General features: G+C 70.1%; 24 protein-coding genes. 15 read left to right on the forward strand and 9 right to left on the reverse strand.

All coding sequences use genetic code 11. The features are described from left to right. Nucleotides 1–23 precede the first annotated feature (23 nt). Together C5B96_RS14385 and C5B96_RS14390 are read left to right on the forward strand one after the other, a co-directional pair. Nucleotides 24–1232, forward strand: coding sequence for an MFS transporter (locus C5B96_RS14385; RefSeq protein WP_104246040.1), 1209 nt, complete (start codon nucleotides 24–26; stop codon nucleotides 1230–1232). 32 nt (nucleotides 1233–1264) lie between these two features. Continuing rightward, nucleotides 1265–2089, forward strand: coding sequence for an aldo/keto reductase (locus tag C5B96_RS14390; RefSeq protein ID WP_104246041.1), 825 nt, complete (start codon nucleotides 1265–1267; stop codon nucleotides 2087–2089). Nucleotides 2090–2120: 31 nt separating this feature from the next. On the opposite strand, the gene C5B96_RS14395 is transcribed toward C5B96_RS14390, so the two are convergent. Then, a complete protein-coding gene (locus tag C5B96_RS14395; RefSeq protein ID WP_104246042.1) occupies nucleotides 2121–3104 on the reverse strand; it encodes an aldo/keto reductase in 984 nt (327 codons plus the stop codon). A gap of 85 nt (nucleotides 3105–3189) precedes the next feature. Between C5B96_RS14395 and C5B96_RS14400 the strand changes: the two genes are divergently transcribed. The 5 genes from C5B96_RS14400 to C5B96_RS14420 all read left to right on the forward strand — a co-directional run bounded on the left by C5B96_RS14400 (nucleotide 3190) and on the right by C5B96_RS14420 (nucleotide 7658). Next, complete coding sequence (locus tag C5B96_RS14400; protein ID WP_104246043.1) at nucleotides 3190–4197, forward strand: DUF4349 domain-containing protein; 1008 nt, start codon at nucleotides 3190–3192, stop codon at nucleotides 4195–4197. A gap of 87 nt (nucleotides 4198–4284) precedes the next feature. Then, entirely contained in the window at nucleotides 4285–4692 is a 408-nt protein-coding gene (locus C5B96_RS14405; RefSeq protein WP_233189222.1) for a hypothetical protein, read from the forward strand. A gap of 20 nt (nucleotides 4693–4712) precedes the next feature. Beyond that, nucleotides 4713–5429, forward strand: coding sequence for a Pr6Pr family membrane protein (locus C5B96_RS14410; protein ID WP_104246045.1), 717 nt, complete (start codon nucleotides 4713–4715; stop codon nucleotides 5427–5429). 39 nt (nucleotides 5430–5468) lie between these two features. Then, on the forward strand, nucleotides 5469–7211 hold the full coding sequence (locus tag C5B96_RS14415; protein ID WP_233189220.1) for an MFS transporter: 1743 nt from the start codon (nucleotides 5469–5471) through the stop codon (nucleotides 7209–7211). A gap of 9 nt (nucleotides 7212–7220) precedes the next feature. Continuing rightward, nucleotides 7221–7658 carry a MarR family winged helix-turn-helix transcriptional regulator gene (locus C5B96_RS14420; protein WP_104246046.1) on the forward strand — a complete coding sequence of 146 codons (438 nt, stop codon included), beginning with the start codon at nucleotides 7221–7223 and terminating at the stop codon, nucleotides 7656–7658. Nucleotides 7659–7661: 3 nt separating this feature from the next. Here the strand turns inward: C5B96_RS14420 and C5B96_RS14425 are convergent, their stop codons facing one another. The 4 genes from C5B96_RS14425 to C5B96_RS14440 all read right to left on the reverse strand — a co-directional run bounded on the left by C5B96_RS14425 (nucleotide 7662) and on the right by C5B96_RS14440 (nucleotide 11560). Then, entirely contained in the window at nucleotides 7662–8420 is a 759-nt protein-coding gene (locus C5B96_RS14425; RefSeq protein WP_104246047.1) for an SOS response-associated peptidase, read from the reverse strand. Between the two features lie 112 nt (nucleotides 8421–8532). Beyond that, nucleotides 8533–9576 (reverse strand): glycoside hydrolase family 3 N-terminal domain-containing protein, encoded by a 1044-nt coding sequence (locus C5B96_RS14430; protein ID WP_146078196.1) that lies wholly within the window; start codon nucleotides 9574–9576, stop codon nucleotides 8533–8535. A gap of 299 nt (nucleotides 9577–9875) precedes the next feature. Then, nucleotides 9876–10409, reverse strand: a complete 534-nt coding sequence (locus C5B96_RS14435; protein WP_104246049.1) for a gamma carbonic anhydrase family protein — start codon at nucleotides 10407–10409, stop codon at nucleotides 9876–9878. Next, on the reverse strand, nucleotides 10406–11560 hold the full coding sequence (locus C5B96_RS14440) for an acyl-CoA dehydrogenase family protein (RefSeq protein WP_104246050.1): 1155 nt from the start codon (nucleotides 11558–11560) through the stop codon (nucleotides 10406–10408). Before C5B96_RS14440 ends, C5B96_RS14435 begins: the two co-directional genes overlap by 4 nt. Nucleotides 11561–11594: 34 nt before the next feature. Here C5B96_RS14440 and C5B96_RS14445 point away from each other — a divergent pair, with 34 nt between their 5' ends. Both C5B96_RS14445 and C5B96_RS14450 read left to right on the forward strand, forming a co-directional pair. Beyond that, complete coding sequence (locus C5B96_RS14445) at nucleotides 11595–13499, forward strand: glycoside hydrolase family 15 protein (RefSeq protein WP_104246051.1); 1905 nt, start codon at nucleotides 11595–11597, stop codon at nucleotides 13497–13499. Next, nucleotides 13496–14347, forward strand: a complete 852-nt coding sequence (locus C5B96_RS14450) for a DUF72 domain-containing protein (RefSeq protein WP_104246052.1) — start codon at nucleotides 13496–13498, stop codon at nucleotides 14345–14347. The genes C5B96_RS14445 and C5B96_RS14450 overlap by 4 nt, the downstream gene beginning before the upstream one ends. Here the strand turns inward: C5B96_RS14450 and C5B96_RS14455 are convergent. From C5B96_RS14455 to C5B96_RS14470, 4 genes are all read right to left on the reverse strand, one after another. Next, entirely contained in the window at nucleotides 14328–16904 is a 2577-nt protein-coding gene (locus tag C5B96_RS14455; RefSeq protein ID WP_146078197.1) for a DUF3488 and transglutaminase-like domain-containing protein, read from the reverse strand. The genes C5B96_RS14450 and C5B96_RS14455 overlap by 20 nt on opposite strands. After that, nucleotides 16901–18319, reverse strand: coding sequence for a DUF58 domain-containing protein (locus tag C5B96_RS14460; RefSeq protein ID WP_146078198.1), 1419 nt, complete (start codon nucleotides 18317–18319; stop codon nucleotides 16901–16903). The genes C5B96_RS14455 and C5B96_RS14460 overlap by 4 nt, the downstream gene beginning before the upstream one ends. A gap of 4 nt (nucleotides 18320–18323) precedes the next feature. Continuing rightward, entirely contained in the window at nucleotides 18324–19508 is a 1185-nt protein-coding gene (locus tag C5B96_RS14465) for a MoxR family ATPase (RefSeq protein ID WP_104246055.1), read from the reverse strand. Between the two features lie 791 nt (nucleotides 19509–20299). Continuing rightward, complete coding sequence (locus C5B96_RS14470; protein WP_104246056.1) at nucleotides 20300–20914, reverse strand: metallophosphoesterase; 615 nt, start codon at nucleotides 20912–20914, stop codon at nucleotides 20300–20302. A 72-nt stretch (nucleotides 20915–20986) separates the two neighbouring features. On the opposite strand from C5B96_RS14470, the gene C5B96_RS14475 reads away from it, so the two are divergent. The 6 genes from C5B96_RS14475 (at nucleotide 20987) to C5B96_RS14495 (ending at nucleotide 26407) form a co-directional block, all read left to right on the forward strand. Beyond that, a complete protein-coding gene (locus tag C5B96_RS14475) occupies nucleotides 20987–22360 on the forward strand; it encodes an L-serine ammonia-lyase (protein WP_104246057.1) in 1374 nt (457 codons plus the stop codon). A gap of 120 nt (nucleotides 22361–22480) precedes the next feature. Continuing rightward, on the forward strand, nucleotides 22481–22606 hold the full coding sequence (locus C5B96_RS17985; protein ID WP_255414741.1) for a hypothetical protein: 126 nt from the start codon (nucleotides 22481–22483) through the stop codon (nucleotides 22604–22606). 12 nt (nucleotides 22607–22618) lie between these two features. Beyond that, on the forward strand, nucleotides 22619–22957 hold the full coding sequence (locus C5B96_RS14480; RefSeq protein WP_104246058.1) for an ATP-dependent DNA ligase: 339 nt from the start codon (nucleotides 22619–22621) through the stop codon (nucleotides 22955–22957). A 43-nt stretch (nucleotides 22958–23000) separates the two neighbouring features. After that, the gene (locus C5B96_RS14485) at nucleotides 23001–23954 is read left to right on the forward strand and encodes a methylenetetrahydrofolate reductase (RefSeq protein ID WP_104246059.1); all 954 of its coding nucleotides are present in this window, start codon (nucleotides 23001–23003) and stop codon (nucleotides 23952–23954) included. Further along, nucleotides 23947–25029 carry an MTAP family purine nucleoside phosphorylase gene (locus tag C5B96_RS14490; protein WP_233189221.1) on the forward strand — a complete coding sequence of 361 codons (1083 nt, stop codon included), beginning with the start codon at nucleotides 23947–23949 and terminating at the stop codon, nucleotides 25027–25029. The genes C5B96_RS14485 and C5B96_RS14490 overlap by 8 nt, the downstream gene beginning before the upstream one ends. Beyond that, nucleotides 25019–26407 carry an NAD(P)-dependent oxidoreductase gene (locus C5B96_RS14495; protein ID WP_146078199.1) on the forward strand — a complete coding sequence of 463 codons (1389 nt, stop codon included), beginning with the start codon at nucleotides 25019–25021 and terminating at the stop codon, nucleotides 26405–26407. Before C5B96_RS14490 ends, C5B96_RS14495 begins: the two co-directional genes overlap by 11 nt. The last annotated feature ends 53 nt before the right edge of the window (nucleotides 26408–26460 follow it).

Raw genomic sequence — 26460 nt, forward strand, 5'->3', positions numbered from 1 at the left:
CCAACCGGTACACTTGATCTCTTGTGAGTAGTTACGCGAATCTTCTGAAGACCCGGGGCGTCGGGCGGATCATGGCCGCCCAGTTGGTGGCCCGCTTCCCCTTCGGTATGCTCTCGCTCGCCTTCCTGCTGCACATCGAGCGCGTGCACGGCTCGTACGGCGCCGCCGGCCTCGTGCTTGCCGCACTGTCGATCGGGCAGGCCATCGCCGGGCCCCTGACCAGCCGGCTGATGGGCCGCTGGGGCATGCGCCCCGTCATCACCGGCACCATCGTGATCTGCGCGTTCGCCGTCTCCGTCATCGCCCTGGTGCCGATGACCATCCCGGTGACGATGGGCGTGGCCCTCGTGGCCGGCCTCACCATGCCGCCCATCCAACCCGCCGTGCGCACCATCTACCCGAAGATGGTGAACTCGAAGCAGCTCACGCCGCTCTTCTCCCTCGACGCGTCTGCCCAGGAGATCATCTGGGTCGTCGGCCCGGTCATCACCACCTTCACCGCGACACAGGTCGGCACGATCGAGGGCATCCTGCTCGCGGTCGCGTTCCTGATCGGCGGCGGAGCCTGGTTCCTCTCGAGCCCCGAGCTCGGCCGTGTACGCATCCCGCGCAGCCGTAAGCGTCTCGGCGCCGTCTTGACGAAGCCCCCCGTGCTGCTGGCGACCATCGTCGGCTTCCTCCTCGTGGCGGCCTGCGCTGCGATCGAGGCCGGGGTGGTCGCCTCCTTCGGGCACGGCGGCGCCGAAGCCGGCATCGTGCTGGCGATCTTCGCTGTGGGCTCGCTCGTCGGCGGCCTCGCACTCGGGCACGTCGGAATCGGCCCATGGGCGCTCGCCCAGCGGATGCTCGTGGTCTTCATCGGCACGGCGATCGCCGCCATCTCGCTGAATGTCTGGTGGCTGTCGGTGTTCCTCTTTCTCGCCGGTGTGGGAATCGCCCCCGCCCTCGCGGTGATGTTCTCGATCGTGTCGTCGAGCGTTCGATTCAGCGAGACCGCGGAGGCCTACGGCTGGGTCGGCACAGGGCAGCTCATCGGCGCGGCGGTCGGGTCGGCTCTCGCGGGCTTCCTGATCGACGCCCAGGGGCCGACCGGCGCCTTCCTCGTGGCAGCGGGCCTCGCCCTCGTCGGCTTCCTCGTTCCGCTCGTTCTGCGCAGCTGGCACCCCGACCTCCGCGGCAGGGATGCGAGCCCGATCGCCGACACCGAACCGTTCGCCACGGTCTCGGGCTGAGCAGAGACGGTCGAACGCGGGAGAATGGAGCCATGACAACCGCTCCGCTCATCCCGCTCAATGACGGCCACAGCATCCCCCAGGTCGGCCTGGGCGTCTACAAGGTCTCCGATTCGGAGGCGGTGGATGCCATCGCCTCCGCCCTGCAGAGCGGCTACCGGCACATCGACACGGCCACCCTCTACGACAACGAGACCGGTGTCGGCGAAGCGGTGAAACGTGCGGCGGTGCCCCGCGCAGAGATCTTCGTCACCACGAAGGTGTTCCAGGACCGGCACGGCTACGACGAAGCGCGGCGCTCGTTCGATGAGAGCCTGCAGCGACTCCAGCTGGAGTACGTCGACCTGTTCCTCATCCACTGGCCGGCACCGAAGCAGAACCGCTACGTCGAGACGTGGCGTGCCCTGGAGAAGATCCAGGCCGATGGTCTGGCCCGCTCGATCGGTGTCTCCAACTTCCACACCCACCACCTCGACCGGCTCGCGGCCGAGACGAGCATCGTGCCGAGCGTGAACCAGGTCGAACTGCACCCGTGGCTGCCGCAGGCGGAGCTGCGCGCGTACCACGCTGCGCACGGAATCGCGACCGAGGCCTGGTCGCCGCTCGCCCGCGGCCGGGTTCTCGACAACCCGGTTCTCGACGAGATCGCAGCCAGGCACGGCGTCTCCGCCGCGCAGGTCGTCATCCGGTGGCATGTTCAGCTCGGCAACGTGGTGATTCCGAAGTCGATCACTCCGTCGCGCATCGCCAGCAACATCGACATCTTCGACTTCTCGCTCGACGACGACGATCTGGCCCTGATCGCCACGCTCGAGAGCGGCGAGCGCACCGGGCGCGACCCCGACGACGTCGGCTGAGAATCGAGACGGCCGCCGGAGCCCCGCACGCTCACCAGCGGGAGTGGATGCTGCCCCGGAAGTAGCGGTCGTAGATGCGGTGAACCCCCTCGTCGAAGGCCGTTCCGAGCGGAGGCACCGAGCCGGCTGACGCGTTGGCGACGGCCTGGCCGGGATTGCGGGCACCGGGGATGACCGTGCTCACCCCCGGCTGCTGCGCCACCCACGCCAGGGCGGCCGTCGCTGGCGCCACCCCTTGCGGAACGAGTTCGGCGAAGGCGCGGGCGGCCTCGACCCCGGTCTCGAAGTCGACGCCCGAGAACGTCTCCCCGACGTCGAAGGCGCTGCCGTCGCGGTTGTAGGTGCGGTGATCGTTCGCGTCGAAGGTCGTCTCCGCCGTGTACTTGCCGCTCAGGAGCCCCGACGCGAGCGGCACCCGCGCGATGATTCCCACACCGGCTTCGCGCGCGGCCGGCAGCACCTCGTCGAGCGGCTTGAGGCGGAAGGCGTTCAGGATGATCTGGATCGTCGCAGTGCCGGGCCGCGCGATCGCCGTCAGCGCCTGTTCCGTCGTCTCGACGCTGAATCCGTAGGCCGCGATGCGCTCTTCGGAGACCAGAGTGTCGAGCGCATCGTAGACAGCGTCGTCGCTGAACACCTCGGTGGGCGGGCAGTGCAGCTGCACGAGGTCGAGAGTCTCGACGCCCAGGTTCTGGCGCGAGCGATCCGTCCACAGGCGAAAGTTGTCGAGCACGTAGTTCGAGGCGACCTGGGCCTCGCGGCGACCCATCTTCGTCGCCACCGTGATCGAATGCCCGGGATTGGCAGACAGGTACGAGCCGATCGTCTGCTCGCTGCGCCCGTCGCCGTACACGTCGGCCGTGTCGAAGAGGGTCACGCCGGAGTCGACCGCCGCATCGAGCACAGCCAGGGCATCCGCTTCGCGCACGTCACCCCAGTCTGCACCGAGCTGCCAGGTTCCGAGTCCGATCTCTGAGACGGTGCGGTGGGTACGGCCGAGTTCACGTGAATGCATTCCTTCAGCCTAGGGCGCATAACAACCCCGTAACCATGTTGTCCCGTGGGGCTTGTTCTCAGCGTCTTCTCTCTACAGTTGCCGCATGAAACGAAAAATCCTCGTCATCGGCGTGCTCGCCTCGACGCTGCTGCTGGCCGGATGCTCGGCCTTCGGCAGCTCGTCGTCGAACGCCTCGGGCCCATCCGGCGGCTCCGGCACATCCGGCGGCTCATCGGGCACCAGCGAGGTCGTGCCCGACGAGCCGGGTGCCTCCGACAGCGGTGGATCGCTCGCAGCGGGAGCGCCGGGTGCAGGCCGCGATGCCGCGCCCCTCCTCCCCGACGCGCAGGTCGTGACGACGGGAACCATCGCGCTGCGGGCCGACGACCCGGTGGGCACAGCTGACCGGGCGGTCGCCCTCGCAACCGGGCTCGGCGGCCACGTCGACAACCGTACAGAGCAGTCGTCGGGCCAGGCCCGCGCCGATCTCGTGCTGCGCATCCCGAGTGCCAGAGTCGATGAGGCCGTCGACGGGCTGAAGACGCTGGCCACCGTCGACTCCGTGGCCATCACGGCGACTGATGTCACCGCCCAGGTCAGCGACGTGAACGCACGCATCACCGCGTTGCAGACCTCGGTGAACCGGCTACTCGACCTGATGGCGAAGGCGAGCGACACCACCGATCTCATCGCGCTGGAATCGACCCTCTCTGAACGTCAGGCCGACCTCGACGGCCTCACCGCGCAGAAGAACGCGATCGCCGACACCGTTCAGTACTCGTCGATCACCGTGAGCATCGCCCGCACCGAGGCGGTCGCGGTCGCGACGCCGGGCGACTTCTGGAGCGGGCTCGGCACCGGCTGGAGTTCGCTCGTGACCGCCCTGTCGGCCGCACTCGTCGCGTTCGGCGTACTCGTGCCGTGGCTCGTCACGCTCGGGGTCATCGCCCTCGCGGTGCTGGCGATCATCCGGCTGGCCGCCCGCCGCCCCCGGCCGGCAGCGACAGCAGCAAGAGCGGCGACAGCGACACCGGCAGCAGCGACACCGGCAGCAACAGCAGCGCCAGCCACCGCAGCACCCGACCCGTCGCCCTCCGAAACATCCAGCTGATTTGCAGGCTGTAGGGAATCGACTACCCATCTGCGGTGTTGCATGTATCAAAGATACAAGCAGGGCAGGGAGACAGCGTTGAGCAAAGTGTATGTGGAGATCGAGAACGAGTTCGGCGAGCTCGCGCGGTACAAGCACCACCTGAATGGGCGAGGCTTCATCTCCGCGACCGCCACCGTGCACCCGACCGCCTACATCGAGTCGTCGGCCTACGTCGAACCCGATGCGCAGGTCGGCCAGGGCGCATGGATCGGAGCAGGCAGTTGGATCGACAAGGGCGCCCTCGTGGGCGCAGGCGTCTTCATCGGTGCGAACGTGCACGTCGGCATGGATTCGCGCATCGGCCGGGGCGCGAAGATCGGCAGCCACACCCGCATCGGTGACCGCGCGGTGATCGCTGATTCGACGCATGTCGCGCACGATTCGGTGGTTCCCGACGACGGCGTGATCCGTCCGTCGTCGCAGGCAGAGGGGTCGTTCGCGACAGCGGCGTGACTGCGCTCTAAGCTGTGGCCATGAGGCTCCTCTTCAGCGTGCTCCGAACGGTCGTGGCCGTGGCGATCGCCGCCGCGATCATCGGGCAGCTCATCCACTCGGCGGGGAACGCGGCGGCGGCCGACCCGGCCTCCGTCGGGTTCGTGGCCGTCAACTTCTTCAGCTTCTTCACGATCGACTCGAACGCCGCCAGTGTCGTCGTGCTTCTCGCCGGGGTCGTGCTGGTCGCCCGTCGCGTGCACCCCGACCCGGTGCTCTTCACGACCGTGCGTGCCGCCGTGGTCACCTACATGGTCACCACCGGAATCGTCTACAACCTCCTCTTGCGGGGCATCGCTCTGCCGCAGGGCCAGACGCTCGCCTGGTCGAACGAGATCCTGCACGTCATCGCGCCTCTCTACCTGCTTCTCGACTGGCTGTTCGCGCCCGGTCGCGTTCCGCTGGAGTGGAAGAAGCTGTGGGCGATCGTGGCCTTCCCGATCGTCTGGGTGCTGTACTCCCTGGTGCGCGGGCCCCTGGCCATCGACGCCGCGACCGGCGCACCGTGGTATCCGTACCCCTTTCTGAACCCCGCCACGTCGCCGAACGGCTACCTCTCCGTCTCGTTCTACGTCATCCTGATCGGCCTGGTCATCGTGGCCCTGGGTGCGGGCGCCATCCGGGTCAGTCGCGGCCGTGGCTCCGGCCGTGGCTCCGGCCGTGGCTCCGGCCGGCCCGAGAGACGTATAGTTAGTTAGGCTAAAGCAACTAGCCACTGACCGACTTCGGAGCATCCTGTGGCCTCTCGCACCGCACTCTTCACCAAAGACCACCCGCGATACCGGTGGGTCGCGCTCAGCAACACCACTCTCGGTGTGCTGATGGCGACGATCAACTCCTCGATCGTGATCATCTCGCTGCCGGCGATCTTCACCGGCATCGGCCTGAACCCGCTCGAACCCGGCAACGTGAGTTACCTGCTGTGGATCCTGATGGGATACATGCTCGTCACAGCGGTCTTCGTGGTGACCTTCGGGCGGCTGGGCGACATCTTCGGCCGGGTGAAGATCTACAACATCGGCTTCATCGTGTTCACGGTGGGGTCGATCGCCCTGGCCCTCGACCCGTTCACCGCCGGCGCCGGAGCCCTGTGGCTCATCGTCTGGCGCGTGGTCCAGGGCGTCGGCGGCGCGATGCTGTTCGCGAACTCGACCGCAATCCTCACCGACGCCTTCCCGGTGAACAAGCGGGGGTTCGCCCTCGGCATCAACCAGGTCGCCGCCATCGCCGGCAGCTTCATCGGCCTGATCGTCGGTGGACTGCTCGCCGTCGTCGACTGGCGCGCCGTCTTCTTCGTGAGTGTGCCGATCGGCATCATCGGCACGATCTGGTCGTACAAGTCGCTGCACGAGGTCGGCACCTCGGCGAAGAGCTCGGTCGACTGGCCCGGCAACATCACCTTCGCGGTCGGGCTGACGGCCGTGCTCGCCGGAATCACCTACGGCATCCAGCCCTACGGAGACCAGACGATGGGCTGGCTGAACCCGTGGGTGCTGGCCGCGATCATCGGGGGCCTCGCCTTGCTGGTGGTCTTCGTTCTGATCGAACTGCGGGTGCCGAACCCGATGTTCAACATGCACCTGTTCGCAATCCGGGCGTTCTCCAGCGGCATCTTCGCGGGTCTCCTCGCAGCGATCGGCCGCGGCGGCCTGCAGTTCATGCTGATCATCTGGTTGCAGGGCATCTGGCTGCCGCTACACGGCTACTCGTACGAAGACACTCCGCTCTGGGCGGGCATCTACCTCCTGCCGATCACCATCGGCTTCCTCATCGCCGGGCCGCTCTCCGGCGCCCTCTCCGACCGCTTCGGCGCCCGCGCCTTCGCGACGATCGGCTTGCTCCTGAACGCAGCGACGTTCATCGCCCTGCTGCTCATCCCCGTCAACTTCGAGTACTGGGAGTTCGCGCTGATCACCGGCCTCAGCGGTATCGGATCGGGCCTGTTCAGTTCACCGAACCGCACCGCGATCATGAACAGCGTGCCGGCGAACCAGCGGGGCTCGGCCTCCGGGATGGCCGGAGCCGCCCTCAATGCGGGCAGCTCGCTGTCGATCGGCGTGTTCTTCTCCCTGATGATCGCGGGGCTGGCGTCGTCGCTGCCGAGTGCGATGACCGCCGGCCTCAGCCAGAACGGCGTGCCTGCGGATGTCGCGGCCCAGGTCGGCCAGACTCCCCCGGTCGGCAGCCTGTTCGCCGCATTCCTCGGCTACAACCCGATCGAGAACCTGCTGGGGCCGTCGGGCATCCTGAGCTCGCTTTCGAGCCAGAACGTCGCCATGCTGACCGGGAAGACCTTCTTTCCCGAGCTGCTGTCGGATCCGTTCCACGACGGGCTCGTGCTCGTCTTCGTCGTGGCTGCGGCAATGTCGGTGGTGGCCGCGGTCATGTCGATCACCCGCGGTTCGAAGTACGTGCACGCCGACGAATCCCCCGCCGAAAGCCCGCAGGAGCTGTCGGGGGCCTCCAGCTCCCCGGTGTAAAGTCGAGGAATGCCAGACGAATCCAGCATCGACCGCCACGACGTTGCCGAACGCCTGACGCTGGCCATCAGCAGGCTGAACCGCCGCATCCGTCCGGTCGGAGACGAGTTGAGCAACGGCGTGCTCTCCGCGCTCTCGAGCGTGAAGAACGCCGGCCCCCTCCGCCCGAGCGACCTCGCGCGCCTCGAGAACGTGGCCGCGCCGACGATGACCCGCATCGTGGCCGACCTCGAGAACCGGGGGCTCGTCGAGCGCGAACCCGACCCGGCCGACGGTCGTTCCTTTCTCCTCCGCGCGTCGGAGTCGGGTGTGGAGGCCGTCGCCGCGGCGAAGCTGTCGCGCACCAACCGCGTGCTGCAGCTGCTCGCCGACCAGAGCGACGATGAGATCGGTCGGCTGCTGAACGCCCTTCCGGCGCTGGAGGCCGCTGCGTCGAACCGCGCCTGACGCTCAGCCTGCCAGGTCGACGGGTTCGATCAGCGTCGCATCGGCCGGGTCGAGGGTGCGCGAATTGTTGACCGTGCGCGCCACCGGGTAGGTGGTGATGGAACGGGCCACCGAGGTCGAGCTGCGATCGAGCAGGTGCAGCAGGGCATCCGGAGCCGTCACACGGTCGGGGTCGAGCCACTGCGTCCACAGGTCGGGCTGCAGGAATACGGGCATACGATCGTGCACCTCTCCCGACGCATCCCGCGCCTCACGGGTGATGATCGTGAAGGTCACGTGCCAGTCGTCGTTCTCCTTGCGCACGCTGTAGAGACCGGCAGCGGCGAGCACCTCGACATCGGCGTGGATGAAGTAGGGCTGCTTGCCGTCGCTCTGCTGCTGCCATTCGTAGTACCCGGTCATCGGCACGATGCAGCGATGGGAGGCGAAGGCGCTGCGGAACATTCCGTTCGTCGCCACCGACTCGAGCCGCGCATTGATCGGGGCGGGCCCGCCCGGCTTCGACCAGGCCGGTTTCAGCCCCCATTTCGCGAGCTCGAGGCTCCGCTCGACGCCCCGCTCGACGCCCCCAGGCGCGTCCGCACCGGCGCGATCGTCGGCTGCGGCGTCGTCGGCTCTCTCCACGCGCTCTCGGATGATCGGGGCCTCGTCCGTCGGCGCGACACTGTACCTCGGTCGCCAGTCTTCTGCGCTCCCCCCGCGCGCGATGAACTCCAGAATGAGGTCATCGGTCTCCTTGTTCATCGCGAACCTGCCGCACATCCCGTCTTCCCCTTCGTCTTTCGTCGTGGCTGCGCTGGTCGTCGTCGGTCGTGGCTGCGCTGGTCGTCGTCTCTCGCTACGGCGCGGGGTGGGTGCGTTCCCATTGTTCGCGCTACGGCGCGGGGTGGGTGCGTTCCCACTGTTCGCGCTGCAGCGTGAGCACCCGCACGACCGACCGGTCGAGCTGGGCCTCGCTGATCTGCCCCGACTGCACGGCAGCCGCGATGGCGGCGACCGACGGCGCCATGTCTATCGCACTGTTGTACAACAGAATGTCGTTGCCCGCCGACACCGCCCGCACCGCGTTCGCCGAGCGGTCGGCGTAGTCGGGCAGGCCCGACGCCTCGAGCATCAGCATGTCGTCGGTGACGGCCACCCCGGTGAAGCCCAGATCGTTCCGCAGAATGTCGTGCCAGCGGGGCGAGAGCGAGGCCGGCGCGGAGTCGACCCCGGAGTAGACCAGATGACCGAACATCACGAGCGGGGCACCGGCGTCGACGCCTGCGGCGAACGACGGCGCGTCTCGCACCTGCCACTGGTCGAACGGCAGGTCGGTGGTCGGGATGCTCGTGTGCGAGTCGGCGTTCGTCTCGCCGTGACCCGGGAAGTGCTTAAGCGTACTGAACACCGAACCGTTCTCGGCGGTGACGGATGCCGCGACCCGGGCGGATGCCGACGCCGCGTCGGTGCCGAGCACCCGGTCGAAGATGAACGAGCCCGGGTCTGCGGTGACATCGGCGACCGTTCCGAAGTTGACCGAGACGCCGGCCGACTGCAGTAGAGCGGCACGCTGGGTGAACGATGCGGTCGTCTCGTCGACGGGCATCGATTTCAGCCGGTCGGCGCCGGGGAACGTGTCTTCGGAGAGGCGCGTGACGTCTCCGCCCTCTTCGTCGATGGAGATGAGTGGTGTGAGCCCGGGTGTCGACGTGACGCCGGCGAGCTGCACCCGCAGGGCATCCGCAGAGGCCGGAACATTGTTGCCGAGCAGCAGGAACCCTCCGGGGCGATGAGCGGCCAGGTACTGCTCCATCGGCGCCGGATCGGTGCCCGGCACCTGCACCATGAACAGGGTCGCGATCTTGTCGCTCAGCGAGAGGGACTGCATGCGTGTCGCGGCATATACCGTGTCGAGCTCCGCAGGGGTCGCGGGCACGAAGGCCGGGGCAGCGCCCGCGGGGCCGGCCGAGGCGGTAGAGCCGGCGGTCGGAGCGGCACCGGCGGTCGGAGCAGCACGGGCAGTCGGAGCAGAACTGGCGGTCGGAGCGGCACTCGCAGACGCAACAGCGGCGGCCGACGCAACAGCACTGCCCGCGACCTGAGAGTCAGCCCCAGGGCCTCCGCCCGTCGAACACGCACCGAGCATCCCGACCCCGAGAACCGCGACACCGGCAGCGAAAACACTCCTCCGCACACCGCGCCGCAGCACACCGCGCCGCGGCAGCCCCCGCCGGATCACGCTCCGCCCGTGGCGCGCCGGTGCCGCGCCGCCGTCTCGCGGTACCGCAGAGCGTTGTCGTACACGGCCGCCCGCTCCTCATCGGTCAGTGCCCGACGCACCCTGCCCGGCATCCCCGCCACCAGCGACCCCGACGGAACGACCGTGCCCTCGAGAACGAGCGCACCGGCAGCGATCAGGCACTCGTCGCCGATCTGCGCTCTGTTCAGCACGGTCGCGTTCATGCCGATGAGCGTGCGGTCGCCGACCGTGCACCCGTGCAGCACCGCACCGTGGCCGACGCTCACGTCGGCTCCGATCGACACCGGAGACCCGGGATCGGCGTGCACCACGACGTTGTCCTGGAGGTTGCTGCCCTCGCCGAGCGCGATCGGTGCGGTGTCGCCGCGCACCACGGCCCCGTAGAAGACGCTGGCCGACGAGGCGACCGAAACATCGCCGATCAGCAGCGCGGTGGGCGCGATCCACGCCTCGTCGTGAACGGTCGGGGTGACGCCGTCGAGCGTGAGGATGCTGCCGAACGGGTTCATGGGAGCGGTCCTAACCAGGCGTTTGCGACCGTCGAATGCGCCGACTCGGGGTCAGAGGGATGGAACATGCCCGCGACCACATCGCGGTACAGGCGGCCGAGTTCACTCGAGTTCGACAGCGCCGAGCCGCCCGACACCCGCAGGGCCTGGTCGACGACGAACCGCGCGTTCTCCGTCGCCCGGAGCTTCAGGCCGACCAGCCGGGGGAACCAGGTCGAGCCGAGATCGGCGAGCTCGTCGACGGCCCGGGCGAGCGTGTCGAGCTGCGGCTGCAGACCGTCCTGGGCGATCGCGGCCTCGGCCACCCGGTAACGGATGTCGGGGTCGTGCGCGTACGGCCGGCCGCCGTTCTTCAGGGAGGTGCGGCGGTGGGCGGCCTCGACGGCGAGCTGCAACGCCCGCTCGCCGATGCCGGTGTAGACCGCGGCGATCAGAATCTCGAAGTTCGCGAAGATGGCGAAGACGAAGTGGTCGGCGCTCGGGCCCGCGGGCAGCCTGCGCACAACGCGGTCGGGTCGCGCACGAGCACCGTCGAGAACCGTCGTGCGGCTCTGCGTGGCGCGCATGCCGAGCGTGTCCCAGTCATCGAGGGTGCTGAACCCGCCGGCGCCCCGCTCGATGAAGCCGTGCACCAGAGTGGGATGCCCGGGGTCGGTGTCGTCGAGGCCGAACACGCCGAGGCGGCTCCAGGCCGGCGAGAGCGAGGTGAAGACCTTGCGCCCGAAGTAGCGGTAGCCGCCGTCTTCATCGGGCTCGGCGCGGGTGGTGGAGCCGAACAGCACGAGGTCGTTGCCCGCCTCGCTGTTGCCGAACGCGAAGATCTCCCCCGCGGCCGCCTCCGTCAGCACGAACGACAGCGAGTCGTCGCCGCGATCGAGCAGGGCCTTCGCCACACCGGTCCAGACGAGGTGCATGTTGATGCCGAGAGCGGTCGCCGGCGCCGCTGTCGCGAGCCGGAGCTGTTCGCGGGCGACCCGTTCGAGGCCGAAACCGAGACCGCCGAACTCCGTCGGCACGAACATCCGCAGGTAGCCGGCTTCCTGCAGGTCGGCGAGGTCGTCGGCGAAGAACGCATTGCGCGCGTCGTACCCGGCGGCCCGCGAGCGGATGACCTGCAGCAGGTCGTCGCTGATGATTGTCTCCGGGCTCACCGTTCAAGACTAAGCGGTCAGGCAAGATAGTCACATGGCCCTCCCGATCGAGAACTACGCACTGATCAGCGACTGTCACACCGCAGCTCTGGTCGGGAACGACGGCAGCATCGACTGGTTGTGCCTGCCGCGCTACGACTCCCCCTCGACCTTCGGGGCGCTGCTCGGCGACGAGAGCCACGGCCGCTGGAAGATCGCGCCCACCGACAGCACCGCGCGCTCGCACCGCGCCTACGTCGGCAACACCTTCGTGCTGACGACCGTGTGGACCACGTCGACCGGCGTGGTGGAGGTCACCGACTTCATGCCGCACGGCGACCGCCGGGCCGATCTCGTGCGCCGGGTCACCGGCATCTCGGGGTCGGTCGACATGACGGTCGACCTGCGCATCCGGTTCGGCTACGCCACGGCCATGCCGTGGGTGCGGCAGATTCCGACTCCGACCGTGGCGGGCGATCCCGACGGCGTGGCTTCCGCTGCCCACGTCGACCTCGTCGCTGTTGCCGGCCCCGACGCCCTCGTCGTGCGCGGCGCCGAACTGCACCCCAAGGGCCACGCCCACGTTCGCGAGTACACCGTGGCCGAAGGCGAGACCGTCGACACGGTGATGACGTGGTACCCCTCGCACCGCCCGACCCCCCTTCCGCAGGATGTCGACCGCTCCCTCGCCGACACCCTCGACTGGTGGGAGAACTGGGGCTCGAACAGCACCGACGACGGCCCCTACCACGGAGCGGTGATGCGCTCGCTGCTCGTGCTGAGGGCGCTCACCCACGAAGACACCGGCGGCATCGTCGCCGCGGCGACGACCTCGCTGCCCGAGGCGTTCGGCGGCCAGCGCAACTGGGACTACCGGTACGTCTGGCTGCGGGATGCCTCGCTGACGCTCACCGTGCTGCTCGACCACGGTTTCCACACCGAGGCCGCCGACTGGCGTGGCTGGCTGCTGCGGGCGATCGCCGGCGACCCGAACGACGTGCAGATCATGTACGGGCTCGCCGGCGAGCGCTGGCTGCCCGAGCAGGAGCTGCCCTCCCTGCCGGGCTACAACGGCGCGGCCCCCGTGCGGATCGGCAACGGCGCGGTCGACCAGTACCAGGCCGACGTGATCGGCGAGGTGATGGTCGCCCTGCACCGGTCGCGCGTGCGCACCGGCGAAGCGAGCCAGGATGCCTGGGCACTGCAGCGCGCCCTGCTCTCGGTGGTCGAGCAGAACCTCGACCGACCCGACTCCGGCATCTGGGAGATCCGCGGGCGGGACCAGTTCTTCACCCACTCCCGCGTCATGGTCTGGGCGGCGCTCGATCGCGGAGTGCGCGGCGTCGAGCAGTTCGGGCTCCGCGGGCCGGTAGACACGTGGCGGAAGCTCCGCGACCAGGTGCGAGACGAGATCGAGGAGAAGGGCTTCAACGCCGAGCTCGGCTGCTACACTCAGGTCTTCGGCGGCACCGCTGTCGACGCCTCCCTGTTGCAGCTCGCCCAGGTCGGCTACTGCGAGGCCGACGACCCGCGCATGCTCGGAACCGTCGCGCAGATCGAGAAGGAGCTGCTGCACGAAGGCCTGCTGATGCGGTACCGCACCGAGACGGGCGTCGACGGGCTGCCGGCGGGCGAGTATCCCTTTCTCGCCTGCTCGTTCTGGCTGGTCGAACAGTATGCGCGAAGCGGCCGTCTCGAAGACGGCAGGCGGCTGATGGATGCTCTGCTGCTGCTGCGGAACGACGTCGGCCTGCTCAGCGAGGAGTACGACATCACAGGCAGACGGCAGGCGGGCAACACCCCGCAGGCGCTCAGCCACCTCGCGCTCGTGCGGGCAGCCGACGCGCTCACCACGGCGCCGTCGGTGCTGAGCAGGGAGGCGGCCGGGCTGCCCGCCGAGAACGTCGACGAACTCGCCGGCGAGCACTCCGGCGGGCTGGTGACGTCGAGCCTGCTGTGAGCACGACTGCCCACATCGGCATCTCGGGCTGGCGGTACGCGCCCTGGCGCGGCACGTTCTACCCGAAGGGCCTGACGCAGGCCAGGGAGCTCGAGTACGCCAGCAGCCGGCTCGGCTCGATCGAGCTGAACGGGTCGTTCTACGCCCTGCAGAAGCCGTCGAGCTTCGAGGCGTGGAAGGCCAGCACCCCCGACGAGTTCGTCTTCTCGGTCAAGGGCGGCCGCTACATCACCCACCTGCTGAAGCTGAAGAACGCGCACACGGCCCTCGCCAACTTCTTCGCCTCCGGAGTGCTCGCACTCGAGGAGAAGCTCGGCCCGCTGCTCTGGCAGCTTCCCGAGAAGGTGACCTTCGACGCGCAGACGCTCGACGCCTTCCTGGCGCAGCTCCCGGCGACGACAGACGAGGCGCTCCGGCTGGCGGCCGACCGCGACGAGCGGATGGAGGGCCGGTCGTGGCTCGAGCCACGCCCCGCCCGCCCGCTGCGGCACGCCCTCGAGGTGCGCCATTCGAGCTTCGACGACCCTGCGTGTCACGAGATCCTGGCCCGACACGGAGTCGCGATGGTGGTCGCCGACACGGCCGGGCGCTGGCCGATGTTCCGCGACGTCGTGACCGCCGACTTCGTCTATGCCCGCCTGCACGGCGCCGACGAGCTCTACGTCAGCGGGTACACCGACGAGGCGCTCGATCGGTGGGCGGGCGAGGTGGTCGGCTGGATGAACGGCAGCGGCGCACCCGACGGCGGGCCCCGTGACGTGTATGTCTACTTCGACAACGACGCGAAGGTGCGCTCGCCCGTCGACGCGATGGGGTTGCAGCAGCGGGTCAGCGCGCTGACCGGCTGAGCAGCGACAGCGGCACGAAGAGCGCCCGACGGTCGTCGGCCGTGCTCGCCTGGGCGCTGATCGCGTGGATGATCGACCGAACGTCGGCGACGAGGGCCCTCCGGCGTTCCGCCTCTGCCGATCCAGCCGCTGCCGACCCACCCGCAGCCGATCCAGCCGCTGCCGCCGCGACCGGGGCCGCCCCCAGATCCGGCGCGAACTGCTCCCGCTCGACCGCACGCAGCAGCCGATCGACCGGCTCCGCGGGCATGTGGTAGAGCGCTCCGAGGCGGGCTGCGAACCCGCGCGCCGTCTCGCCCGGCCGGAGCTCGAACCGGTAGTCCCGCGCCGAGTCGGCGACCTCCCGCCAGCCCGTCGAGGCGGGCATCCGGCCGACCAGCATCGCTGCCAGCCGGCGCCGGCGACGGATTCGCCGCCACAGGGCGGGGGCGATGCCGGCCAGGGCGAGCAGCACCACGACTCCGGCGATGATCAGCCAGAGGCGGCCCTGCTCGGCGGCCTGCACCTGCGGGCTCTGCGTCACGGCTCCGCTGTCGAGGTTCGGCGCGGCCCGCGGCGTGGTCGGAGCGGCCGACGAGCCGGCGCTGTCGCGGAGCGGCGTCGCCGCGGCCGCACTCTCGTAGTTCGGCAACGTGTAGTCGGGCGGCGTCAGACCGAGGCCCGGCGTCGGCTCGAAGGCGAGCCAGCCGATGCCGTCGAACCAGAGCTCGGGCCAGGCGTGCAGCTGGTCGCTGTAGACCTGGAACGTGGTCTGGCCCTCATCGGCGATCGAACCCGACCCGCCCGGGTGGTAGCCGATCGCCACCCGCGAGGGGATGCCGAGCGTTCGGGCCATGACCGCCATCGCCGAGGCGAAGTGGATGCAGTACCCGCTCTTCGCCGACAGGAACGTGGCGACCGCAGCGAAGTTGCCGCCGTCGTAGTGCCCCTCCACCGGCGCGGTCACCGAATACTCGAACTGCCCGCCCGTGAAGTACCCCTGCAGGGCGACAGCCTTGTCGTAGGCGTTCGCCTCACCTCCAGTGATCTGCTGGGCGGTGTTGCGGATGATCGGCGAGATGCCGCGCGGCAGGGCGAGGTAGCCCTGCAGCGCCGCCGGAACGCTCGCTCCGGCGTCGGCGAGTTGCGCCGCCGTCGGCTGAACGGCCAGGCTCGTCACCGAGTAGTCCTGCCCGGTGGTGTTCGTGTCGACGCCGGTCACCGTGAGGCTGCCGGGGCTGACGGTCCAGTCGCCCTGCAGCCCTGAGACGGCGGACTCGGGGTAGGGCACGGGCAGCCAGTCGCTCCGCAACCCGGTCACCTGCACGTCGGTGGTGACCGGCTGGGTGGCCACGTCGGCCGCGAGCCCGTCGGGCGTGTCGAAGCCCGTGTCGAGCGGCAGCGCGCCGTCGAGACCCTCCGGCTGCCAGGGACCGTTCGTGAAGTCCGAGAGGTTGACGAGCTTCAGGTAGAGCCCGGTCGGGGAGGTGGTCGTGTAGGTCAGCGAGAGGATCGGGTTGGTGCGCCGCAGATCCTGGCTCAGCTGGATCGACGGGTCGATGCCGCTGGAGTAGATCGACGGCAGCTGCGCCGAGAGCGGGGCGCGGAACGACTCCGGGGTGAGGCCCGGCGTCACACCGGGCAGGAAGCAGGCGAGCAGAATCGCGAGGCCCGCCGAGAGCAGGGCGCGCCCTCCGTTCCGGCCCGAACGGATGCCGGTCGACTCCCTGAGCCGCAACCCGACACCGGCGCGGGCCGCTGCGAAGAGCAACAGCAGGTAGGTCGCCGCGAGAACGCCGAACAGCACGAGGTCGAAGCTCTGCTGCCGCACGGTGTAGGGCACGGTGAGAATCGCGGCGGGAACGAGACCGACGAGCGCGGGCATCCGCAGCCCGAAGACCAGCGCGTCGGCGAGCACGGCGAGCAACCCCACCGTGAGGGCGAGGAGCAGCAGGATCGGTTGCACGGGGTCGGCGGGCACGCTCTGAACGGCGATCGACTCCCCCGCATCCGCGAGGCCCTGGCGGATGGTGTCGAGCGTACCGACGGTCGGCACCAGCCCGAACACCGCGTCGCCGGGGGCGAACAGCGCCGTCACCGCGCCGGCCCAGGCCAGCAGGGCAGCGATCGGCGGAACGAAGATCGGCACGGGCAGCAGACGCACGAGCAGGGCTGCGCCGAGCGTGAAGCCGACGACGAGAGCGGTGCTCCACCACCAGCCCGACCCCGAGAGCAGCGGAGCAAGACCGCCGACCGGCAGCATGATCAGCAGGAAGACCAGCGGTGAGAGCGCGGCCTGCGCGAGGCGCCGCGGTTCGGTGGGGCGGGCGGCGTCACGAGTCGACTCACGGGCTGCGTCACGGTTCACGGCGCGTGACGTCGAGGTGCCGGCCGAACCGCCGAACACGCCGTCGAACACCCCGTCGAACGACCCAGGGGCCTCGTCGCCGGCCGAGCGGGATGCCCGGGGCCAGCCGGTGCCGTCACCGGCGCCCGGCCGCAACCGGCCCGGGGCGCCGGGGCGTGCAGTCCGGGCGGTGCGCCGCGGGGATCGGGGGGCCTGCCTGGTGCCGGTCACAGTGCGAGCCTCTCGCCGTCGACGGTTCCCCACGCCGCGGAGGGTGCGTCGTCGGAGGTGATGATCTGCGCCGTCCAGCCGGCGGACTCGAGAACCTCGCGCTCGGCGACGGCCCAGGATGCCTCGGCAGCGCCCGGAGGCACGACGATGATCGCGACCGCACCGGAGGAGAAGCGTGCGGCGCCGGCCAGGGAGTGCAGCGAGGCATCCGCGAGCCGACCGATGACAGCGAAGACCGGGGGCAGGTCGCCTCCCGCCGACTCGGTGCGGCTGAGGGCCAGCCGGTAGTCGATGCCCGCGTCGGTGTGCAGAGGATCAGCGTGCGCGGCGCCTGCGTGCACCGATCCGTCGGGGTCGGCTCCGTCGCCCGCGCCCGTGCGGCTCCCGGCAGAGCTGCTCCCGGCAGCACCGCTCCCGGCAGACTCGAGCACCGTCGTGCGCGCGGCGTGCAGCAGCAGCTCCTCGGGAGACGACGGCGAGAAACGGGCGCCGATCGAGTCGATCAGGCGCACCTGGAACCCCTCGCCGAGCAGATGCAGCGCAATCGAGGTGCTCATCGAGACGGCCCACTCGAACGGCGCCGAGAATCCGAACGGCCCAGCAGATCCGAACGACGCCGAGAACTGCCGGCGGCCGGCCGCGTACCCCGCCGCCGCGCAGTCGAGGATGACGACGGCGTGCTGGTCGTTCTGCTGGTCATCCTGTCGCACCATCAGCTCGCCGAATCGGGCGGATGCCGGCCAGTTCACGCGCCGCATCGAGTCTCCGGTCTGGTACTTGCGGGAGATCACATCCTGCTCGCCCGCTCCGCCCACCTGCCGGGAGGAGGGCGCGGAGCCCGAACCCGACGCCAGGCGCACGGCGCCCCGCGGCAAGGGCACCGTCGAGGGCGTCACGGTCAGCACGTCGACGCCGCCGACCGGCGTGCGGCGCACCACCATGCCGAAGGGGTCGGAGATCAGCAGCGTGAGCGGGCCGACCACATGCACCCCGCGGTGCCGCGCCTCGAGGGTGTAGTGCAGCCGGTCGGTGCGGCCCCGGGAGAACTTCGGCAGGTCTGCCCTCGGGCTGGCGGCCAGAGGGCCCGCGACCGCGTCGAACCACACGGCCTCGGGCGACGGGAACAGGCCGGTGTTGGTGACGAGGAGTTCGACCTCGACCTCCGTGCCGGCGAAGGCGAGCTCGGGGGTGAACCGCCGCTCCACCTCGAGCGGCACGCGGTAGAGCGACACGCCGACCGCGCCCAGCACCGGCAGGGCGAGCACGACCAGGGCAAGGAACGCGAAGTCCCTGCGCTGCAGGACCTCCATGACCACGAGCAGCGCCACGCCGGCCACGAGGAAGCCCCAGCCCCGGAGCGTCGGCCGAGGCATCCTGTCGCGCACGAAGGCGACCACGCGCTGGCCTGCTGTCACGCTGCTAGGCCCTCGCCGCTACCAGCGGCACGGGGGTGTTCGCGACGATGCGGCGCAGCACGTCGTCGACGACGCGGTGCGTTCCCCCCGCGTGGCCGGCCGTGGCGGCGTTGCCGGCGGATGCGGCCGAACCGATGCCGCCGCTGCCGACGCCGCCGCCCGCACCGGGCGCGGGGGCACCGCCGACCCGGTTGTCGGAGAGCGATCGGCGCGTCAGCAGCAGCCGGTGCGCCAGAACGGGAATGACGAGGGCGTCGACGTCGTCGGGCAGCACGAACTCCCGGCCGTCGAGGGCGGCCGCGACCTTGGCCGCGCGCACCAGATGCAGGGTCGCGCGCGGGCTGACACCGAGCCGGATGTCGGGGTCGCGACGGGTGGCCTGGGCGATGTTGACCGCGTACTGTTCCACCGCGGGCGAGACGAACACCGAGCGCGCGGTCTCGATCATGCCCTGCAGCTGCTGCCGCGTGACCACCGCGTCGAGGGCGTCGAGCGGGCTCTGCTGCTCACGGTTGTGCAGCATCGCGAGCTCGGCACGGGCATCCGGATACCCCATCGACACCCGCACCATGAACCGGTCGCGCTGGGCCTCGGGGAGGGCGTAGGTGCCCTCCATCTCGATCGGGTTCTGCGTCGCGACGACGCTGAACGGCGGCTCGAGAAAGTAGGTGGTGCCGTCGATGGAGACCTGCCGCTCCTCCATGCACTCGAGGAGAGCGGACTGCGTCTTCGGCGACGCTCGGTTGATTTCGTCGGCGATGACGATGTTGGCGAAGATGGCCCCGGGCTTGAACTCGAACTCGCGCTCGTGCTGGTTGTAGATCGAGACGCCGGTCACGTCGGAGGGCAGCAGGTCGGGGGTGAACTGGATGCGGCTGACGCTGCAGCCGACCGAGCGCGCCAGCGCCTTGGCCAGCGTGGTCTTGCCGACGCCCGGCACGTCTTCGACGAGCAGGTGGCCCTCGGCGAGCAGAACGATCAGCGAGAGGGTGGCGATCTCCTCCTTGCCGTTGATGACCTTCTGCAGGTTGCCGAGGATCGCCGACGCCAGCCGGCCGAACGCCGCCAGCTCGACATCGAACGGCTGCTGCGCTCCGGTGCCGGCCGCCGCCGAGCCGCCCGCCGCCGCAGGGCTGGTTGCCGCTCCCGCAGCCGTGTCGCCGACCGTGCTCGTCGCCCTGTCTGTCATCGTCGCTCCCGCTCGAGGGCGCCGTCTCGCCCGCCCATTGCGCCCGATTGTAGCCTGAGAAACTGTCAGCGCAACGGGCTGGTCTCTCCCTGTCGGCTGCAGAAAGTGATAGAGTTTCAGCGTGTCGTGCACTAGCGCGGCAAAGTGAGCTCGGCAGCCCTCCGGACGGTGGACTAGCCGAGTTTCGCGTTTCGGTGGACCCGTCCCCTCCGAGTCGACTCCGTGCCATCACACTTCATGCACGGCGGCGACCAGGGCAGCGGCGCGCCTCTTCCACTCACCGCCCCGAAGATGTGCCCATCCGATGGCGTCCGGCAGACACAGCAGGGGTTCGTGCGACGCCTTCTCGTGCACATATGTGAGGCGGCTCTCCGCTCCATACCGTGCCCGCTCTGCGAACACGGTGCGACGATCCAACCCGACCATCGTTTCGTCCCGCTCCAGAATGAGCCGGGAACAGGCGGTTCGGCCCGCAGGAGATCCTCGACGACGTGCCGCAGGCATCGCTCGCGTGCGGGCCCGTCCGCGAGCCCCTTCGCTGTATAGACCGTCGCAGAGACCCCGAGCGACAGGAGGGTCGAGAGGATCTGTCTGCGCCGTCGGTCGCTTTCCTTCACCATGTGCAGGCGGCTCTGCCCATTGAGCCGCAGTGCGGCGAGCGCTTTTCTCAGCGCCGGGGCAGAGTCGCCCCGAACACAGACCGCGATCAGCGAATACCCGCCCACCTTGCTCTCGTCGACGTAGAAGGTGCGCACGGGAGACCAATCGGCTGGAGGTGAGGTTACCTCACTCTACCGCTGCGGGAGGCGGTGCAGCGTGACGTCGGTGAGGGCGCCCGCGGCGGCGTGGGCGGTGAGGTAGGTGCAGTGCGGCTGGCGGCGGCGGTCGGTGGGCGAGCCGGGGTTCAGCAGGCGGAGACCGGCGGGGGTGGTGGTGTCCCACGGGATGTGGCTGTGCCCGAAGACGAGCACGTCGGCGCCAGTCGCAACAGCAGCGCCAGCCGCGCCAGCAGCGCCCGGCGCGACAGCAGCGCCCACCGCGCCAGCAACACCAACAGCGCCGGGCGCGACAGCGCCCCTCGGGAAGGCCAGGTCGGCGCGCCGCTCGCGACCGGCGGCGGAGCCGGTCTCGTGGGTCATCGCGAAACGGAGGCCCGCGACATCCACCCGCGCCACCTCCGGCAGCACGGCGCGGAGCTCCGGCGGGTCGTTGTTGCCCCAGACGCCGACGAGCTCACCGCCCGACGCCTCGACGCGGGCCGCGAGACGCTCGTAGGTGGCCAGGTCGACCCAGTCGCCCGCGTGGAACACCACGTCTGCGGCATCCACCGCCGACCAGAGCTCGGCGGGCAGGTCGCGCGCCCGTTTCGGCAGATGCGTGTCGGAGATCAGCAGGATTCGCGCCATGCGCACACGATACGCGCGCGAGCGCCGCCGCACCGGCCGACGACGCCGGGCCGGCGCGTACACTGGCCGGCTATGACTCTCAGCGCCTTCGACCTCTTCTCCATCGGCATCGGCCCGTCGAGTTCGCACACGGTCGGCCCGATGCGGGCGGCGTACCTCTTCATCGCGAGGCTGCAGCAGGATGCCCGGCTCCGGACGGTGGCGCGCGTGCGTGTCGACCTCTTCGGCTCCCTCGGCGCCACCGGGCACGGTCACGGCACGATCAAGGCGGTCATGCTCGGCCTCAGCGGGGAGCAGCCGCACCTCGTCGACCCGCTGACCGCCGATGTGCAGGTCGAGCGCTCGTCGGCCGACGGGTCGCTCACCCTCGCCGGCGAGCATCCTGTCGCCTTCGACTGGCGGAACGACATCGTGATGCATCGCCGCGAGCGCCTCGCCTTCCACAGCAACGGGATGCGGTTCGCCGCGTTCGACGCCGAGGGAACGCTGGTCGACCAGCGCGAGTACTTCTCGGTGGGCGGTGGCTTCGTGCTCGATCAGGATGAGGCGGGCCGCACCATTCTCGTACACGACCCGACCCCCGTGCCCTATCCCTTCACGAGCGGCGCCCAGCTGGTCGACCTCTGCGAACGCACGGGCCTCCGCATCAGCGACCTGGTTCTGCAGAACGAGCTGGTGCGGCGCAGCGAGGCCGAGGTGCGGGAGGGCCTGCTGCACATCTGGGCGGTGATGCAGCAGACCATCGAGCGTGGCTGCGCGGCCACCGGAACCCTGCCCGGCGGGCTGAAGGTGCGGCGACGCGCGGCCGCCCAGCGGGCGCAGCTCGAGCAGAACGTCGATCTCGACGATCCGCTGCGGGCGATGGAGTGGGTCACCCTCTACGCGCTTGCGGTGAACGAGGAGAATGCGTCGGGCGGGCGCATCGTCACGGCGCCGACGAACGGTGCGGCGGGCATCATCCCCGCCGTGCTGGCCTACTACACCCGCTTCGTGCCCGGCGCCGACGATGACGACGTGGTGCGTTTTCTGCTCGCGGCGACGGCTGTCGGCATCCTGTTCAAGGAGAACGCGTCGATCTCGGGCGCCGAGGTGGGCTGCCAGGGCGAGGTGGGATCGGCCTGCTCGATGGCGGCAGCCGGGCTCGCCGAGGTGCTCGGCGGCTCGGCGAAGCAGGTCGAGATGGCGGCGGAGATCGGCATCGAGCACAACCTCGGGCTCACCTGCGACCCGGTCGGCGGGCTGGTGCAGATCCCGTGCATCGAACGGAATGCCGTCGGCGCCGTCAAGGCGATCACCGCGGCCCGCATGGCGGTGCGCACCGACGGCGAGCACCATGTGTCCCTGGATGCGGCGATCAAGACGATGCGCGAGACCGGCGCCGACATGAAGGACAAGTACAAGGAGACGTCGCGCGGAGGGCTCGCGCTGAACGTGGTGGAGTGCTGAGCGGGGTGTGCTGAGCGGGTTCGGCGGCTGCTGAGCCCGAAATTGTAGATTGGATCCCGAAAAGACACAAGTCCCCCGGAACGCGCTCCCGAGCATCCACCGACCGCGTATTTTTGAGTCATGAGCGACAAGCGCGACGAGTCGGAATCGACGGATGCCGACACCCAGGAGAACCACAACGCGGAGACCGACGAAGACACGGCTTCGGGTGGAGCGGCAGCAGATCCCGACCCCCAAGACCTCTAGGCGCGTCGGCACGTGGGCTTACTGCTCTACGGAAATCCGAGTATCGAGGTCAGCTTCGACGACCGGGCGCTGCAACACCTGCAGATCGTGATCACCGCGAAGCTGCGGCGCCGTGAGAGCTTCGTGTTCTCGTGGAACGACTCCGCCGACGTCGGCAGCGGCCGGAGCTCGATCTGGCTCGACCCCTCCAGCACGCTCTACTACCGCTACTTCGGCAGCCGCGTGCCGGCCATCAACCGGGCGTGGATCGACCTGCTCATGGACTCGGCGAACAGCGGAAGCGGCCTCTTCTTCCTGCCCGAGCCCGGCACTGTGGCGCACAGTCCTTCGCTGTCTTCGTCGCGGGGGTGAGCCGGCGTGCAGGAATGCAGCGTGCGCGGCGTAGTGTGCCGGAATGCAGCGTGCAGCGCCTCAGCCCGGTGAGACGGTGCTGACCCGGCTGCGCTTCGAGGTCATCCCGGGCGACGAGAACCACGCTTCCCCCACCGGCGCTTCGCTGGCCGACCGCCTGCTGCGCGCCTTCCCCGCGCCCACCGGGGTCACCCTGACGGTCACGTCGCTGCCGCAGCATGGCGTGGAACGCACCCTGCGCTCGGCCGTCGAGCTGGCGGGGCTCGGGTTCCGGGTCGTGCCGCACCTTCCGGCCCGCGGCATCGCCGACCGTGCGGCGCTCGAAGATATGGTGCGCCGGATGCTCGGGGCCGGCATCACCGAGGTGTTCACGGTCTCGGGCGACGCCGCACCGGGTTCCGGGGGCGGCACGGGTGCGTACAGCACGAGTCTCGAGCTGATCCGCGACCTCGCCGACATCGCTCCGGAGCTCTCGATCGGCATCGCCGGCTACCCGGAGGGCCACCCGCACTTCAGCGACGACCACCTCCTGCAGCACCTGCGGGAACGCGCGCCGTACATCGACACCATCGTGACGCAGCTCTGTTATTCGCCGCAGGCGGTGGCTCGCTACGCCGCGATGCTGCGGCGGATCGGGGTGGAGGCGGAGCTCTGGGTGGGCGTACCCGGCCCGATCGGCCTCGCGCGCCTCGAGACGCTCAGCGACCGGCTCGGCGTGGGCCGGTCGAAGGAGCTGCTCGGGCGCACCGGGGCTGACGGTGCCGGTTTCGACGCTGCTGGTTTCGACGGTGCCGGTTTCGACGGTGCCGGTTTCGATGCCGCCCGGTTCGACGCCGCCCGGTTCGATGCTGCGGGTTTCCTTCGCGCTGTCGAGGCGCAACCGGAGCTCGCGGATGCCGACGCGCGCGACCACCTCGCCGGAGCCCACGTGTACACCTTCAACGAGATCGAGGGACTCCCCGCGTTCGTCGAGGCTGTTACCGTGAACCATGCCTGACCCGATGCAGCCCGACGCCACCCAGCCCGAGCCCACCCAGCCCGAGCCCACTCAGCCCGAGCCCACCTCTCCAGAGTCCTCGACGACAGGCGGCTCGGGGCAGGCTCAGCTGGCCGAGCAGCCCCTGATCGGTGTGATCGGCGGATCCGGGCTCTACCGGCTCTTCGCCGACGAGGCCAGCAGCCCGAACACAGTGGTCAGCCTGACCGTTCCCACTCCGTTCGGAGCCACCTCCAGCCCGATCACCGTCGGCAGCATCGGCGGTCGCACCGTGGCGTTCCTCACCCGGCATGGGGCCGACCACTCCGTCGCACCGCACCTCATCAACTACCGCGCCAACATCTGGGCCCTCAAGTCGCTCGGCGTTCGCGCCATCATCTCCTCGGCGGCGGTCGGCGGGGTGAGCCCCGACGTTCCCCCCGGAACGCTCGTACTGACCGACCAGTTCATCGACCGCACCTGGGGCCGACCCGACACCTTCTTCGACCGCGGCAGCGTGCAGCACCTCGCCGCCGCCGACCCGTTCTGCCCGAGCCTCCACAGCCTCGCCGCGAACGCGCTCACCCGCGCGGGAGAGGTCTTCTCCTCCACAGGCACGGTCGTCGTGATCCAGGGCCCGCGGTTCTCCACGCGAGCCGAGTCGCAGTGGTTCCGCGCCGCGGGCGCCCACACCGTCAACATGACGCTCGTGCCCGAGGTCACCCTCGCCGCCGAACTGAACATCGGCACTGTCAACCTCAGCTTCGTCACCGACGCCGACGCCGGGCTGGCGGCCCCCGCCTCCGCCGGTGACAGCCCGGCAGACCCGGCTGCGGCGCCGACCGCTGCCGCGGCGGTCGATGCGGCGGCGCCCACCTCCCCCGCAGGCGAAGACGCGGTCAGCGCCGAGCTGGTGTTCCGCCGCCTGCGTGAGGCGCAGCCGCGCATCATCAGGGCCATCGAGCAGATCGTTCGCGCCATCCCGCTCGACTACGAGCCCCGCGAACTCATCCCCGCCGGAGAGGTGCAGCGCGTGCTCGAGTACCCCCTGCCCGCGCAGCCCTCCGGAAACGTGGCGGCCGACGATGCCCTCTGACCCCACTCGCCCCGGCGCCGCAACCCCGCCCGCCGCAACCACGCCCAGCGCAACCACGCCAGCCGCAACCACGCCCAGCGCAACCACGCCAGCCGCAACCACGCCCAGCGAAGCCCCCGGCCTCCTGCTGGTCACCGGCGGCGCGGGATTCATCGGCTCGGCCATCGTCACCGCCGCCCTCGACCAGGGCTGGCGCGTGCGCGTGCTCGATTCCCTGCGCGCCGACGTGCACGCGACGACTTCTGCCGCCGACGGCATCCCCGCTCCCACCCCGGGCGCCGGCACCGCCGCCCGCCCCGCCACCGCGGCCGGCACCACCTCCGGCCGCGACACGCGCGTCGAGTTCGTGCGGGGCGACGTCACCGACCGCAGCACCGTCGCCGCAGCGCTCGTCGGCGTCAGCGTGGTCTGCCACCAGGCCGCCAAGGTCGGGCTCGGCGTCGACTTCCTCGATGCGCCGGACTATGTGGCGAGCAACGAACTGGGAACGGCGATCCTCCTGGCCGAGATGACCCGCGCGAACGTCGGGCGACTCGTGCTGGCCTCGTCGATGGTGGTCTACGGCGAGGGCGCGTACCGCCGGGCATCCGGAGCCCCCACCCCGATCGTGCAGGGCGGTACCGGGGACGAGCAGGGCGAGGGCGTCAGCGTGCGGCCGCCGGCGCGGCGGGTGGGCGACCTGGAGGCCGGGCGCTTCGAGCCGCTCGACCCCTCGACCGGCGAGGAGCTGCAACCCGCGCTCATCTCCGAAGACGACCCCCTCGACCCGCGGAACGTGTACGCCTCCAGCAAGCTCTCGCAGGAGTACCTCGCCGCCTCCTGGGCGCGCAGCACCGGCGGCCGGGTGGTCGCGCTCCGCTACCACAACGTGTACGGGCCTGGGATGCCGCAGAACACGCCGTACGCGGGCGTCGCGTCGCTCTTTCGCTCGGCGATCGAACGCGGTGAGGCGCCGCGGGTCTTCGAAGACGGGCGCCAGCGCCGCGACTTCGTGCACGTCGCCGACGTCGCGTCGGCGAACCTCGCCGCCATCGAACGCACGGCGAGCGCCGAGCCCGCGCTTTTCCGCGCCTACAACGTCGGCAGCGGAACGGTGCACACGATCGGCGACCTCGCCGAAGCGCTGAGCCGCTTCTCGGGCGGGCTGCCCCCGGTCGTGACCGGCGAGTTCCGGCTCGGCGACGTGCGCCACATCACCGCGTCGAGCGAGCGCCTGCGCGCCGAACTCGGCTGGGCGCCGAGCATCTCGTTCGAGGAGGGGGTGCGCGAATTCGCGTCGGCCCCGCTCCGTGCGGCGGTGACGCCCCCGCGGTCGTCGGAGGACTCCGCCTCGCCGACACCCGACACGGCGCCCGGTTCTCTCGGGGCGACACCGTGACCGACGGGTCGAACGCCACCCCGGCCCGGCCGCCCACCCCAGGCCGCCCCGCC

The sequence above is a fragment of the Subtercola sp. Z020 genome, from assembly GCF_002931235.1.
Classification (GTDB): Bacteria; Actinomycetota; Actinomycetes; order Actinomycetales; family Microbacteriaceae; genus Subtercola.

Excerpts from the sequence above, each read along its gene's own strand:
- C5B96_RS14390 (WP_104246041.1), top strand. The coding sequence starts at position 1,265 with ATGACAACCGCTCCGCTCATCCCGCTCAATGACGGCCACAGCATCCCC.
- C5B96_RS14395 (WP_104246042.1), bottom strand. The coding sequence starts at position 3,104 with ATGCATTCACGTGAACTCGGCCGTACCCACCGCACCGTCTCAGAGATC.
- C5B96_RS14400 (WP_104246043.1), top strand. The coding sequence starts at position 3,190 with ATGAAACGAAAAATCCTCGTCATCGGCGTGCTCGCCTCGACGCTGCTG.
- C5B96_RS14410 (WP_104246045.1), top strand. The coding sequence starts at position 4,713 with ATGAGGCTCCTCTTCAGCGTGCTCCGAACGGTCGTGGCCGTGGCGATC.
- C5B96_RS14420 (WP_104246046.1), top strand. The coding sequence starts at position 7,221 with ATGCCAGACGAATCCAGCATCGACCGCCACGACGTTGCCGAACGCCTG.
- C5B96_RS14425 (WP_104246047.1), bottom strand. The coding sequence starts at position 8,420 with ATGTGCGGCAGGTTCGCGATGAACAAGGAGACCGATGACCTCATTCTG.
- C5B96_RS14435 (WP_104246049.1), bottom strand. The coding sequence starts at position 10,409 with ATGAACCCGTTCGGCAGCATCCTCACGCTCGACGGCGTCACCCCGACC.
- C5B96_RS14445 (WP_104246051.1), top strand. The coding sequence starts at position 11,595 with ATGGCCCTCCCGATCGAGAACTACGCACTGATCAGCGACTGTCACACC.
- C5B96_RS14465 (WP_104246055.1), bottom strand. The coding sequence starts at position 19,508 with ATGACAGACAGGGCGACGAGCACGGTCGGCGACACGGCTGCGGGAGCG.
- C5B96_RS14470 (WP_104246056.1), bottom strand. The coding sequence starts at position 20,914 with ATGGCGCGAATCCTGCTGATCTCCGACACGCATCTGCCGAAACGGGCG.
- C5B96_RS14475 (WP_104246057.1), top strand. The coding sequence starts at position 20,987 with ATGACTCTCAGCGCCTTCGACCTCTTCTCCATCGGCATCGGCCCGTCG.
- C5B96_RS17985 (WP_255414741.1), top strand. The coding sequence starts at position 22,481 with ATGAGCGACAAGCGCGACGAGTCGGAATCGACGGATGCCGACACCCAG.
- C5B96_RS14485 (WP_104246059.1), top strand. The coding sequence starts at position 23,001 with ATGCAGCGTGCAGCGCCTCAGCCCGGTGAGACGGTGCTGACCCGGCTG.
- C5B96_RS14490 (WP_233189221.1), top strand. The coding sequence starts at position 23,947 with ATGCCTGACCCGATGCAGCCCGACGCCACCCAGCCCGAGCCCACCCAG.
- C5B96_RS14495 (WP_146078199.1), top strand. The coding sequence starts at position 25,019 with ATGCCCTCTGACCCCACTCGCCCCGGCGCCGCAACCCCGCCCGCCGCA.